This is a genomic window from Streptomyces sp. NBC_01298 (assembly GCF_035978755.1).
In the GTDB taxonomy this organism is placed as follows: domain Bacteria; phylum Actinomycetota; class Actinomycetes; order Streptomycetales; family Streptomycetaceae; genus Streptomyces.
In genome coordinates this window covers 7,765,444-7,778,067 of record NZ_CP108414.1, presented here as the reverse complement: position 1 = coordinate 7,778,067, position 12,624 = coordinate 7,765,444, and the positions used below count along the sequence as shown (strand labels likewise).

Below are 12,624 nucleotides of genomic sequence, written 5' to 3'. Positions count from 1 at the left end.
GCAAGCACGGAGAGGGGTGGATCCATGAGGATCGGTGTGCTGGGGACGGGGAACATGGCAGACGCACTGGCCACGCACTGGGTGCGGGCCGGGCACGAGGTGTTCATAGGGGGCCGGGACGAGCCGAAGGCCCGAGGGCTCGCGGGACGCGTCGGGGGCGGTGCGGGCACGGGAGTCCGCACGCGGCGGCACGCTTCGGTGAGGTGGTGCTGGCCGCGCTGCCGTACGAAGCGGGGGCGGCCGTCGTCGCGGACCTCCGGGCGGCGCTGAGCGGGAAGGTCCTGCTCGACTGCGCCAATCCAGTCGGACCCGGCTTCCGGCTGCTGACGGAAGGCGGCCCCTCGGCGGCGGGCCGGCTTGCCGCGGCGGCACCGGGTGCGCACGTCGTCAAGGCCTTCAACCGGCCTTTGCGACGGGCCCGAGTACGGAGAGGGTGAGCCGTACCGGGCATCGCGTGACGGAACGCTCGCCGAGACGCCCGCCCCGTCCGTCCGCGCGTGACAGCCCATCGGACGGTCAGGTGCGGCCTGCCTGGGCGTAGGGGCGCTGGTTGACCGACGTGGACGCACGTGGACGCTCCCCCGATCACCGGCGCCCACGGCTGTAGAACGGCCCGGGGGCCGCACGTGTCCAGGTGGTCGCTAGGCTCGCGCCATGCCTAACAGTCTCGGTTTCACGTGCTCATGCTGCGGCGATCACCACGCCGAGCTCCCCATGAGCTACTCGGCCATGGCCCCTGACGTATGGGATCCCGCCTTCGAGAGTGATCCGAACAGCACGCTGTCGTCCGACCAGTGCGTGATCAAGGGACAGCACTTCTTCGTCCGGGGCCTGATCGAGATACCTGTGATCGGGAGCGAGGACGTCTTCTCGTGGGGCGTCTGGGTCTCTCTGAGCAGGGACAACTTCGACCGCGCCCTCGACGTGTGGAACACCGAGGGGCGTGAAGCGGAGAAGCCGTACTTCGGCTGGCTCAGCACCGAACTCGCGCTCTACTCCGAGAGCACCACCGACCTGAAGACCAACGCCCACACCCGGCCGGTCGGCAAGAGGCCCCTCATCCAGTTGGAGCCCACCGACCACCCGCTCGCCGTCGAACAGCGCACCGGAATCACGCGGGACCGCGTACGCGAGATCGCCATGGCCGTACTGCATCCGGCCTGACGGGCCGCGTCGGCCGTGGCGTGCGGCGCCGGCGTTCCCTGCGGCGTCGGACACCGCCGCGGCGGACGCGGACGCCCGAGGGCCCCGCACCGGCGGCGGTTTCTAGGGGCCCTCGGGCGTGGCGGGGGCGATCAGGCGGTGGCGAGGGAGATCTCGGTCGACTTGATCAGCGCGACGACTGAGGAGCCGGCGGCCAGGCCGAGGGCCTCGACGGCGTCCTTGGTGATGGCGGCGGTCAGTTCGCCACCTTCGACGGACACCTTGACGGAGCCCATGGCGCCACCGGTCGCGACCTCGGTGACGGTGCCCGCGATCTGGTTGCGGATGGAGATGCCCTCGACCGGGCCGGTGGCGAGGGAGACCTCGGTGGACTTCACGAGCGCCTTGACGGCGGCGCCCTCGGCGAAGCCGAGTTCCTTGACGGCGTCGGTGGTGATCGCGGCGGTGATGTCCTGCCCGCCGGCCAGGCGGACCTTCACCGTGGACATGGCCTCGCCGGCCGTGACGGAGGTGATGGTGCCGGGGAACTGGTTGCGGATGCTCAGGCTCATGGGGTCGACGCCTCGCTCTGAATCGGTGGGGAAAGCGACCTGTCGGCCGCCCTGACGATCACGCTATCCGCAGCAGTCGACACCGGGGCGGACCAAGGTGTCGGCCACGCAGCAGCCGCTCGTCGCCCTCCACGCCCTGCGCGCCCTTCAGCGCCCGGCAGGGGGCGAAGCGAAGCCCATCGGCCACTTCGGCGGCAGCGCCACCCCAGGCCCCGGCGCCCGACGACACCTGCTCGGCGGCAATACCTCGAAAGGGTGGCCCGCCCGGTCGAACAATCACCGGTGCCCGCTGCCCGGGCGGCACTTGACCGACCGGCCAGACTGGAACATCCGTTCACGGTCTGCCCCCGGATCGACCGTTACGAGCCGCAATCCGGGCCGTTCTTGGAGCATACGTACCCCTGACTCCCCCATCCGGAGGATCCCGTGCATCCCAGCCCCGCCCCTCGACTCACCCGGCTCACCCGGCCCGCAATCGAACAGCGCGAGAGCGAATGCCGCCCCCGGCCGTCCTCCGGGCATCGGCTTGACGCCGTCAGCCGGGTCCGCCGCACCGCACGACCGGATGGGGGGTGGGGGGAATGACCCGGTCCGAGGAGCAGGCAGCGCAGGAGACGCCCGCGGCCGTCTCGGTGTCGGACTCCGAGCGGCTCCTGTTCGGCGGGGAGCTCGCCTACGACGTGGGCTGGGACCAGCACGAGGGTGCCTGGCTCAAGCTGGGGCTCTGGGCCATGGCCAAGGGCTTACCCCGGATGATCGGGACGGGGCTGCGGCTCGCGCACCTCGCCGACGCGCGCGCCCTGCGCGTCGTACTCGGCGCCGAGGTGGGGCGCGGCATCGCGCAGGCGGCCGGGCTGGTCGCGGTCAACGCCGTCCTGGGGCACATCCTCGCCGGGGGTGGGACGAAGGAGCGGCTGACCAGCGCGTTCCCGGCACTGGCGGTCGTCGCCGTCACCGCGTTGCTCGGTTCGCTGCTGCGGTCCGCGTCCACGGCCGCCACCGGTGAGCTGGAGCCGAAGGTGCAGCGGGTCGCCACCGAGCAGTACCTGGGGCTGGTGCACCGGGTGGAGCTCGCGGCGATCGAGGACGACGAGTTCCACCGGCTGCTGGACGCCGCCCGCTACGGGGCCGACTCCGCCCGGCGCATGATCCGGTACTGCACCAACACGTTGAACTCCGGCATCTCCCTGGTCGCCGCGGCCGGCGTGCTCACCGTGCTGCACATCGGACTCCTCCCCCTGCTCGTGCTGATGACCCTGCCGAGCGGGTGGCGGTCCCTGACGATCTCCCGGCAGCGCTACCTCTCTTTCCACGCCTTCGTCCAGCACGCGCGGGCCGGACACCTCCTGGGGCAGTTGCTGACCCAGCGGGAGGCGGCCGCCGAGGTCCGCGTCCACGAGGTCGGGCCCTTCCTCCTCGGTCACTTCCGGGAGATGGCCGAGACGAGCGAGCGCGAGCAGACCCGGCTGGCCCGCAACGCGGCGAAGATCGGTCTGATCGCCGACGGCGCGTCCGGCGTCGCCACCCTGCTCACGTACGGGGCGCTGGGGCTGCTGCTGTGGAGCGGGCGGATGGACCTCGCGGTCGCGGGCACGGCGGTCCTGGCCATCCGCACCGGGTCCTCCAGCCTGGACGGTCTCGTGCTGCAGATGGCCGACCTGCACCAGGAGTCCCTGTTCGTCGCCGACTTCGAGCGGCTGTGCACGGAGGCGAAGGCGAGGGCCATCCCCGAGAGCGGCGTGGACCTGCCCGAGCGGGTGCGGGAAGTCCGCTTCGAGAAGGTCACGTTCACCTATCCCGGCAGCGGGGGCGAGGTGCCCGAGCCCACCCTGCGGGAGGTGTCGATGGCCTTCCCCATGGGCAAGGTCGTCGCCCTGGTCGGGGAGAACGGCTCCGGCAAGTCCACGGTCGTCAAGCTCCTGGCCGGCCTCCACCAGCCCGATCCGGGCGGCGGGACGGTCTGGTGGGACGACGTGGACGCCGCCGCCGCCGACCGCGGCCAGATCTTCGCCCGCGTCGGGCTCATGTCGCAGTCCTTCTTCCGGTGGCCCTTCACCGTCCGCGTCAACATCGGCATCGGAAACCCGACCCCGCCGATCGACGACGGGGCGGTGCGGGAGGCCGCGGCGTTCTCCGGCGCCGACCGGTTCATCGCCGGCCTGCGCCGCGAACTCTCCACTCTCCTCGGGCGCGGCTACAGGGGTGGCCAGGAAGCCTCCGGCGGCGAGTGGCAGATGGTCGGGATCGCCCGTGCCTGGTACAAACGCGCTCAGATCCTGGTGGTCGACGAGCCGACGAGCGCCCTCGACGCCGTCGCCGAACAACGCGTCTTCGACCAGATCCGGGCCCTGGCCGCGGCCGGCCAGACCGTCGTACTGATCACCCACCGGCTGCACTCCGTACGGCACGCGGACGTCATCCACGTCATGAAGGACGGACGACTCGCGGAGTCCGGGACCTTTTCCGAGCTCATGGACGAGAACGCCGGTACGGGCACGGGGGACTTCCGGACCGCGTACCGGATCCAGGCATCCGCGTTCGCCGACACCCTGCCCGGCCCGCGCGGGGAATCCGCCACGGCCGGCGTGGAGGAGGTGTCGTGACGCGGATGCCGGAGCCGGAGGGCGGGCTGCCGGAGCCGATGGTGGCGTACTGCCGGGCCGGACCCTCCTCCTCCCGGTCCACCCGGCCGCGCGTCCGCCGCACACGGCCCCGCGCCCACCGCGCCCGTGTGCTCCTGGTGTCGGCGATGTCGGTAGCGTGGACAGCTGCCGCATGGGTGTCCATGTGTCCCTGTGTGCGGGCCGGCCCGTGCGGGGCTTCCGTTGAAGAGTGTGAGGCTGCGATGAATGAGCTGACGAAGCCCGAGGTCGAGGTTCCGGAGGGTGCCGCTCCCGCCGAGCTGACCATGCGGGACCTGGTCGTCGGGGACGGGCCCGAGGTCAAGTCGGGCATGGTGGTCAGGGTCCACTACGTCGGGGTGACCTTCGAGTCCGGCAAGGAGTTCGATGCCTCCTGGGACCGGGGTGAGCCGTTCAAGTTCGCCCTGGGCGGCGGCCGGGTCATCAAGGGCTGGGACCGCGGAGTGAAGGGGATGAGGGTCGGCGGTCGACGCGAGATCATCGTTCCCCCGCGTCTCGGCTACGGCAACCAGTCGCCCTCCCGGTTGATCCCGGCGGGCTCGACCCTGGTCTTCGTGGTGGACCTGCTGGACTGCTATTCCGGCACCACCGGGTGGAGCAAGGGCTAGGTCGTCTCTTTCGGATCTTGTCGGCCGAGTCCGCGGCGTCTGGTGCCGGGCCTGGGCGTGCTGTCGGGGCGCTCGCGCACTGGGCGTACGTGGTCGCCTCGGCAGTGCGGCCAGGCACGGCACCAGGCGTCGCGGGCCCGACAAGATCCGAAAGAGACGGCCTAGGGGGCGCCCTGCCGGGCCGGCGGTACGTGGTGGGCATCGAGACCATGGACAACGAGGGCCGGGGGCCGTGGGTCGGCTACGCGGCACCCGCGAAGCGCGGCGTCGACGGGGAGGCCGCTCACTGGAGGGACGCGCAGCGGGCCGTGGCACCGACGCCCCCGCCCTGCGACGACGTTCAGGTCAGCGGGTAGCGGGTGCGCAGGCCCTGAGGGCGGCCCCCGTCCGTTCGCCCGCAGGGGTGGATCCCCGCGCTCAGAGGGCTTAGTGCGGACCGCGCCTCGGGCGGACCGCGCGCGGGCGGGACGAAGCTGCTGCCTGCTCGTTCGCACCGGCGCGACCCGGAGGTCCGTACGCCCATGACCCGCTCCCACCCCAGACCAGCTGAAGAGCGCCTCCGCCCCGGCCGGCCCGGAGGGCGGGCGGGCAGGGTGGTGGCGGCTCCGGGGGACCTGGACCCGGCCTTCGCCGGCTCCGGCAAGGTGCAGACGTACTTCCCCGACGACGGCGGGCCGTGGGACTACGCCGAGGGGCTGGACGTCGCCCGGCAACGACACCGCCGACGGGGGCATGGGATCCGACACCTGCACCACCGACCGGCGACAGCCGCATCAGCTGCCCCTGAACCCCTGGCCCTTCACCCTTCCCCCCTGACCGTTGGCCCCGTGCCCCGAAGGAGCGGCAGATGACCGATACGACGATGCTCGACCTCGGACCGCAGTGCCGGATCGTGGCCCGGCTCGCTACGAGCGTCCCGGACGCCCTGCTCACCGGCCCGACGCCCTGCCCCGACTACGCGGTCCGCGACCTGCTGGGCCACGTCACGGGGCTGGCCGTCGCCTTCCGTGACGCCGGCCGCAAGGACCTGGGCCCCACGACGGACACGGCCCCCGGCACGGCCGTACCCGCCCTGCCCGCCGGCTGGCGGGAGGAACTGCCCCGGGTGCTCGGCGAGTTGGCGGAGGCCTGGAGGGATCCGGACGCCTGGACCGGCATGACCCGTGCGGGCGGCGTGGACCTGCCGGGCGAGATCGCGGGTCGGGTGGCCGTCAACGAACTGGTCATCCACGGCTGGGACCTGGCGCGGGCCACCGGCCAGGAGTACGCGCCCGATCAGGCCGCGCTGAACAGCTCGTACGCGTTCCTCCGGGCGACGGTGGAGGAAGAGGGTGGCGGCGGGGGCATCTTCGGGCCCGTCGTCCCCGTACCGGACGGCGCCCCGCTGCTCGACCGGGCGGTCGGGCTGAGCGGGCGTGATCCGGACCGCCGGCCGGGCGGTACGGGGTGACGGGTTGACGGGGTGACGGGGTGGCCGGGTGACGCGTCCGGCGACGGGGGCCGCCCCGGCGGCCCCCGTCAGTCGGCGGACCGGCGCTTGCCCCGCTGGCGGCGCGGGTACGGCAGGAGCCGGGGCGAGCGTCGGGCGGCCACGTCCTCGACCCAGCCGAAGGTCAGTACCAGCAGACCGACCAGCGGTATCGCCACCAGCAGCGTGAACCACTGGCTGGACAGCAGCCACTGGAGGTTGTCGTAGAAGAAGGGGACGCTCCAGAGCGGGTCGATCAGCGGGATCGCGGCCACCAGGGCCACCTGGTGCCACAGGTAGACGCTGACCGCGCGCGAGTTGAGCAGGCTCACCAAGCCGTTCCAGCGCTCCAGCACTCTGGGCCACTGGTCCCAGGACGGGCTGACGTGGAGCAGGATGGCGACGAAGCCCAGGGACCACAGGGCCTGGGCGATCGGCCAGGCCTCGATGTCGGTCGGCACGGTCGGGTCGACCGGCCGGGTCTGCAGGTACCAGAGGCCGGCCACCATGACCAGCGGCGCGATGGACGGCAGGACGTACTGCGGGATCCTCTTGAGCAGCCCCTCCTGATGGGCCATGCCCAGGATCCAGCAGGAGCCGAACATGGCGAAGTCGTTGGCGGTCTCCCAGACCCGGCCGTAGACGAACTCCTGGTCGGCGAGGAACGAGTTCATGACGATCAGCACCGCCAGGGGGCTGAACAGGGTCACCCACGGAAGCCTTCGCAGCGCCCGGAGCATCAGCGGGGAGAGCAGCACGTACCACAGGTACGCCCGGAGGTACCAGAGCGGGACGGTGATCTGCAGGGCCCAGCCGCCCTCCGTCAGCCCGAGACCGGGCAGGGATTCCGCGTACGGCGGAGTGCTCAGCGGCAGGATCCAGAACGCCATCTTGGCCCACCACCAGGTGGGGTGGCCGTCGGAGTCGGGGCCCCAGCCGTCGAGGAACTGGAGGGTGATCAGGACCGCGCCGAACAGCCACATCGGCGGGAGCAGGCGGCGGAGTCGGCCGCGGATCACGCCGAGGGCGGGACGGCTGAGCGAGCGGGCCATCAGCGAGCCGGCCAGCGCGAACATCACGCCCATCGACGGAAAGAGGAGCGGCAGCCAGAACCAGCCGAAGTTGTGGTAGAAGATCACGCGCACGAGGGCCAGCGCGCGCAGCAGGTCGAGGTATCGGTCCCGGCCGCCCTTGCGCGGGGCCGGATCCGCGGTGACATCCGGATCGGGATCCGGGACCGGATCCGCACCCGGCCCCTGGAGCGGAAGGGTGAGGACCCTCAGCTGGACCGTGTCCCGGATGCGCCCGGGCTCGGTGTACGCGCTCACGGTCGGACCTCCACGGGTACGGCGACCTCACCGGTGCGCCGGAGCTTCTGCCAGCGCAGGCGGCCACCGGTCATCGCCGTGATCGCGGACTGCAGCAGGACGATGTACATCAGCTGCCGGTAGACCAGTTGCTGGATCGGCAGGCTGATCAGGTACCAGGGCTTCTCGCCGTCCAGGTGGAAGGCGTACCAGGACAGTGCGGCCTGGAGCAGGATGAAGCCGCCCCAGCTGGCGAGGGTGATGCCCGCGTCCCCGAAGAACACGCCGTACAGCAGGAACATGTCGACCAGCGGCGCCAGCAGCGGGGCGACCACGCCGAACAGCACGACGAGCGGCAGCCCGACCCGGCCGAAGCGCTTGCCCGGGCCGCTGGAGGTCACCGCGTGGCGGTGCTTCCACATCGCCTGCATGCTGCCGTAGCTCCAGCGGTACCGCTGGGACCAGAGCTGCTGGAGGCTGACGGGTGCCTCGGTCCAGGCGCGGGCGTGCTCGGCGTAGACGATCCGCCAGCCGTCGCAGAGCACCGCGATGGTGATGTCGGTGTCCTCGGCGAGGGTGTCCTCGCTCATCCCGCCGACCCGCCGCAGGGCCTCCTTGCGGAAGGCGCCGACGGCGCCGGGGATGGTCTGGATGACGTTCAGCATGTCGTACATCCGGCGGTCCAGGTTGTGGCCGAGGACGTACTCGATGTGCTGCCAGGCGCCGATCAGGCTGTCGCGGTTGCCGACCTTGGCGTTGCCCGCGACCGCGCCGATCGCCTCGTCGCCGAAGGGCTGGACCAGCTCGCGCACGGTGGACGGTTCGAAGACGGTGTCCCCGTCCATCATCACGATGATCTCGTGCGAGGCGGCCGCGATACCGGTGTTGAGGGCGCTGGACTTGCCGCCGTTGGCCTGGCGGATCAGGCGGACGAACGGCAGGTTCATCGCCTCGACGATGTCCGCGGTGCCGTCCGAGGAGCCGTCGTCGATGACGATCACCTCGATCGGATGATCGCTGACGGCCAGGGAGTTGAGGGTGTTGGCTATGCACTCGCGCTCGTTGTACGCCGGGACCAGCACGGTGACCATCCCGGTGACGGGCGGTCCCCAGGCGTCGCGCTTCTTGGCGCGGCGGGCGTGGAGCGGTGCGAGCACGAGCATCAGGCCGAACCGGCCGAAGTTGAGGAAGCCGACGAGGGCCAGCAGCCCGACCAGCACCGGCAGGGTGTGCACGGCGAACTGGGTGGCCCAGATGTAGCCCTTGCCCGCCCACAGCTGGTACCCGGTCACCGGCACGGTGGCGCTGGAGGCGCCGAGCGCGTCGGAGATGGTGGTGAAGCGGTAGCCCTGGGCCTTCAGCTTGTCGATGATCTGCTCGAGCGCGGCGATGGTCTGGGTACGGTCGCCACCCGCGTCGTGCAGCAGGATCAGCGCGCCCGCGCCGGGCTTGGCCGGCATCGCCGCCTTGACGATCTCCTCGACTCCGGGACGCTTCCAGTCGTCGGTGTCCCGGTCGATGAACGCGGTGAGGTAGCCGCGTGCGCCGACGTACTTGATCACCGGGTAGTTCCAGTCGTCCATCGCCGTGGCGTCGGAGGAGTACGGCGGGCGGAACAGCGCGCTGTGCACGCCCGCGACGCCGGCCAGCGCGAGCTGGGTCTGCGCCAGCTCCCAGCTGATCCGGGTCTTGGACTGGTACACCAGGTCGGGGTGGGTGAAGGTGTGCACGCCGAGCTCGTGGCCGCCCGCGACGATCTGCCGGATCAGCTCCGGGTTGCGGGTGGTCATGGCGCCGGTCACGAAGAAGTCCGCGCGGACATCCCGGTCCGCGAGCACGTCCAGGATCTTCGGAGTCCACTGCGGCGAGGGGCCGTCGTCGAAGCTCAGGACCGCGGTGCGGTCGGGGATGTGATAGCTCACGGGCTTCTCGTTCTTGCTGCCGCGCGCGTCGATGACCGGACCACCCTTGAGCAGGTCGTTCGGCACGGTCGTCTTGTCGACCGAGATCGCGATCCGGTCGTCGTGGAAGGCCTCGTTGGTGGCGAGGCCGCGCAGGACGAGAAGCGCGAGCAGGCACGCCAGCAGCGACAGCGGCATGAAGAAGCGCAGCGGCGGCGCGGCCAGTCGGCGCGGCCTGAGCAGGGACTGCCGGCGGCGCTGATGGCGGGACAATGACGCTCCTGGAGATGGGTGGTGCGGAAGATCAGGCAGAAGATCAGGGTCAAGCTCAGGGTGGAGCTCAGGGTGAAGCTCAGGGGGTGTTGACCGGGCGGCCCGAAGGGCTCGACCCGGGCGGCGGCGCGGTGGCCGGGGCGTCCGGCGTGGTGGCCATGGGCTTCGGGCCGGTGGCCGTGGGCTTCGGCTTGGCCGCCGGGGGTTTCGGTTTGGCGGGCGCGGACTTCGACGGGGCGGCCGACGGCTTCGGTGGGGTGACCACCGGCTTCGACGGCGTGGCCGAGGGCTTCGGCCGGGGAGTCGCGGACGGTGAGGCCGGCCGCGGCGAGGACGGCCCGGGCGACGCCGACGACGCCGACGGCACCGACGACGAGCCGGGGGACGGGGGCGGTACGGCCGAGGGCGGTGCCGCGGGTTGCCGCGAGGGCTGTGCGGGGATCCCCATCGCCGGGGCGTCCGCCTGTATGCCGATCAGGCTGCTGCCCATGGCGACCGCCAGGACCGCGCCGACGACCGAAACCGGCCAGCCGAGGCCCCGCAGCAGCCGGCCGCGCAGACCCGACTGGTCGACGAAGACCGGCGCCGGAGCGGGCTCCTCGACGTCCAATTCGGACATTTCAAGCTGCGTGGGGTACGCCGATCCGCGATCAGGGGAACCGTTGACTGAGCGCACCTTGCGGGGCCTTTCATTGCAGGGTACGTAGACCGTTGGATGGCAGGGCGAACGCTAGTGCACCGGGCCAAACCGACTTGGGCCCGATGTGCGGTTTTGGAGCGTTCTGCTCCGGTGCCGTAATCGGATTGGAATACCAATTGGCGGTACTGACAAGTAGGCCCGCATGCGCGGTTGCCCGACAATCATCAGCACGTATACGGCCGGGGAAACAGGGGCCGCCGCGAACCTTAGGATGACCCTCTCGTGCGATCAGCCACTGATCCGCTGATCTGTCGTACGCCCCAAGGAGCCCGTGTGAGTCAGCCCCGCCGCACCCCTCGTCGCCGCGCGTGGACCGCGCTCACGCTGCCCGTCCTCCTGTGCGCACTCGCCGCGTGCTCCGGTGGTGGCACCCTCGCCGGATCCGCCGCCGGATCCGGCGCACGCACCCCCAGCGCCTCGCCGACGCCGTCCGGACCGCCGGGAACCCTGTTCGACGACTTCCGGTACAGCGGCCCCGACGACCCCTCGCTCGGCGAGCACGGCTGGGAGGTCCGTACCGGTGGCGGCGGCCCGGGGATCAAGGACACCTGGTCCGCCGCCGGTGCGAGCTTCCCCTCCGACTCGACCGCCCAGGGGGGCAGGGTCCTGCAGCTGCAGTCCTCCACCGACGGCACCAAGCAGGGAACGCGGCAGGTCGAGGTGCAGACCACCGGCACCCCGCTCTTCACGGGAACATTCGCCGCCAGGGTCTATCTGAGCGACGAGCCCGCCGCCGGCCGGGGCGGCGACCACGTCGTCGAGACCTTCTTCCCGATATCGGCCGCGGACTCCTCGGCGAACTACAGCGAACTCGACTACGAGTACCTGCCGAACGGCGGCTGGGGCGCCCCGGGACCACAGCTCGACACCACGAGCTGGTTCAAGGCCGACCCGCCGGACCGGGTCACCCACGCGCTGAAGAAGCAGCGCCTGGAGGGCTGGCACATCATGATGGTCACTTTCATGGACGGGAAAGTGACCTATTCACTGGACGGCAAGAACCTGTTCACCAGTTCCGGCAAATACGTCCCGCGCGAAAAGATGGACATGCATTTCAGCAACTGGTTCATCGACCTCCCCTTCACCGGCGGTTCACGCACGTGGAACATGAAGGTCAACTGGTTCTACTACAAGGCCGGTGAGGCCGTTTCCCACGCGGATGTCCAGAAGACCGTCGCCGGCTTCTACAGCGCCGGAACCAGCTTCATCAACACCGTGCCGAAGTCCTGATCCTCGGTTCCTCCGCCAACGGAAAGACCCCGCCGTCCCGGACTTCCGTCCAAGCCGGCGGGGCCGCACCGCTCCTGTCTGACCGACAGATTTCGGCCAAGGTCCCACCCGGTGGTGCCGCGCCCCGCCTCACTCCGCCCGCAGAGCCTGCGCCGTCCTCGTCCGCGCCGCCCACCCGGCCGGCAGCAGCGCACCCTGCCCGACGTCGTGCCGATGGACGTCCGGATGCCCGGCACCGACGGGCTGGAGGCCACGCGCCGCATCCTGCGGCACGAGGGCCCGGCGCCCCGGATCGTCATCCTCACCACCTATGACCTCGACCGGTACGTGTACGCCGCCCTCAGTGCCGGGGCGAGCGGCTTCCTGCTGAAGGACGTCACCCCCGAGCACTTGGGGGCCGCGGTCCGGCTGGTGCGCTCCGGCGACGCCCTGCTGGCCCCGGCCATCACCCGCCGGCTGGTCGAACGCTTCGCCTCCGCCGACGACCGCACGGCTCCCCTCCACCGGGACCTGTCCGCGCTGACACCGCGCGAGCTGGAGTTCCTCGAAGCCCTGGCCCGCGGCCTCGGCAACGCCGAACTGGCCGTCCGCTTCCACGTCAGCGAGGCCACGGCGAAGACGCACGTCGCCCGGATCCTCGGCAAGCTCCGCCTGCGCGACCGCGCACAGGCGGTGATCGCGGCGTACGAGACGGGGTTGGTCACCCCGGCCGCACCGGGGAGGCCGGGGAACCCGGGACGGGGCCGGGGCGCCGGGCCGTCGGTCTGACGCGCCGGGTCC

At 71.3% G+C, this 12,624-nt stretch carries 10 protein-coding genes and 2 pseudogenes; 9 read left to right on the top strand and 3 right to left on the bottom strand.

The genetic code is table 11. The features are described 5' to 3' along the window. Positions 1-24: 24 nt before the first annotated feature. A pseudogene (locus OG730_RS35560) lies at positions 25-401 on the top strand (NADPH-dependent F420 reductase); the annotation flags it as partial. Between the two features lie 253 nt (positions 402-654). Then, positions 655-1,164, top strand: a complete 510-nt coding sequence (locus tag OG730_RS35555; protein ID WP_442815133.1) for a DUF2199 domain-containing protein — start codon at positions 655-657, stop codon at positions 1,162-1,164. A gap of 131 nt (positions 1,165-1,295) precedes the next feature. Here the strand turns inward: OG730_RS35555 and OG730_RS35550 are convergent, their stop codons facing one another. Next, positions 1,296-1,715 carry a TOBE domain-containing protein gene (locus tag OG730_RS35550; protein ID WP_327308094.1) on the bottom strand — a complete coding sequence of 140 codons (420 nt, stop codon included), beginning with the start codon at positions 1,713-1,715 and terminating at the stop codon, positions 1,296-1,298. A gap of 581 nt (positions 1,716-2,296) precedes the next feature. On the opposite strand from OG730_RS35550, the gene OG730_RS35545 reads away from it, so the two are divergent. From OG730_RS35545 to OG730_RS35530, 4 genes are all read left to right on the top strand, one after another. Further along, a complete protein-coding gene (locus OG730_RS35545) occupies positions 2,297-4,318 on the top strand; it encodes an ATP-binding cassette domain-containing protein (protein WP_327308093.1) in 2,022 nt (673 codons plus the stop codon). A gap of 242 nt (positions 4,319-4,560) precedes the next feature. Further along, positions 4,561-4,965: an FKBP-type peptidyl-prolyl cis-trans isomerase gene (locus OG730_RS35540; RefSeq protein WP_327308092.1), complete on the top strand. Its 405-nt coding sequence runs from the start codon at positions 4,561-4,563 to the stop codon at positions 4,963-4,965. 194 nt (positions 4,966-5,159) lie between these two features. Then, positions 5,160-5,321 (top strand): hypothetical protein, encoded by a 162-nt coding sequence (locus OG730_RS35535; protein WP_327308091.1) that lies wholly within the window; start codon positions 5,160-5,162, stop codon positions 5,319-5,321. 491 nt (positions 5,322-5,812) lie between these two features. Then, a complete protein-coding gene (locus OG730_RS35530) occupies positions 5,813-6,415 on the top strand; it encodes a TIGR03086 family metal-binding protein (protein WP_327308090.1) in 603 nt (200 codons plus the stop codon). Between the two features lie 68 nt (positions 6,416-6,483). Here OG730_RS35530 and OG730_RS35525 read toward each other — a convergent pair whose 3' ends face one another. Continuing rightward, positions 6,484-7,761, bottom strand: coding sequence for an acyltransferase family protein (locus OG730_RS35525; protein WP_327308089.1), 1,278 nt, complete (start codon positions 7,759-7,761; stop codon positions 6,484-6,486). Then, positions 7,758-9,851 carry a bifunctional polysaccharide deacetylase/glycosyltransferase family 2 protein gene (locus OG730_RS35520; protein ID WP_442815232.1) on the bottom strand — a complete coding sequence of 698 codons (2,094 nt, stop codon included), beginning with the start codon at positions 9,849-9,851 and terminating at the stop codon, positions 7,758-7,760. Before OG730_RS35520 ends, OG730_RS35525 begins: the two co-directional genes overlap by 4 nt. Before the next feature lie 62 nt (positions 9,852-9,913). Between OG730_RS35520 and OG730_RS35515 the strand changes: the two genes are divergently transcribed. The 3 genes and pseudogenes from OG730_RS35515 to OG730_RS35505 all read left to right on the top strand — a co-directional run. Further along, positions 9,914-10,621, top strand: a complete 708-nt coding sequence (locus OG730_RS35515) for a hypothetical protein (RefSeq protein ID WP_327308088.1) — start codon at positions 9,914-9,916, stop codon at positions 10,619-10,621. Positions 10,622-10,887: 266 nt separating this feature from the next. Beyond that, the gene (locus OG730_RS35510; protein ID WP_327308087.1) at positions 10,888-11,844 is read left to right on the top strand and encodes a glycoside hydrolase family 16 protein; all 957 of its coding nucleotides are present in this window, start codon (positions 10,888-10,890) and stop codon (positions 11,842-11,844) included. 186 nt (positions 11,845-12,030) lie between these two features. Next, positions 12,031-12,612, top strand: a pseudogene (locus OG730_RS35505) (response regulator); the annotation flags it as partial. Positions 12,613-12,624 lie beyond the last annotated feature (12 nt).

Bases quoted from the DNA above. Each gene is read 5' to 3' on its own strand.
- OG730_RS35555 (WP_442815133.1), top strand. From the start codon at position 655: ATGCCTAACAGTCTCGGTTTCACGTGCTCATGCTGCGGCGATCACCAC.
- OG730_RS35550 (WP_327308094.1), bottom strand. From the start codon at position 1,715: ATGAGCCTGAGCATCCGCAACCAGTTCCCCGGCACCATCACCTCCGTC.
- OG730_RS35545 (WP_327308093.1), top strand. From the start codon at position 2,297: ATGACCCGGTCCGAGGAGCAGGCAGCGCAGGAGACGCCCGCGGCCGTC.
- OG730_RS35540 (WP_327308092.1), top strand. From the start codon at position 4,561: ATGAATGAGCTGACGAAGCCCGAGGTCGAGGTTCCGGAGGGTGCCGCT.
- OG730_RS35530 (WP_327308090.1), top strand. From the start codon at position 5,813: ATGACCGATACGACGATGCTCGACCTCGGACCGCAGTGCCGGATCGTG.
- OG730_RS35515 (WP_327308088.1), top strand. From the start codon at position 9,914: ATGACGCTCCTGGAGATGGGTGGTGCGGAAGATCAGGCAGAAGATCAG.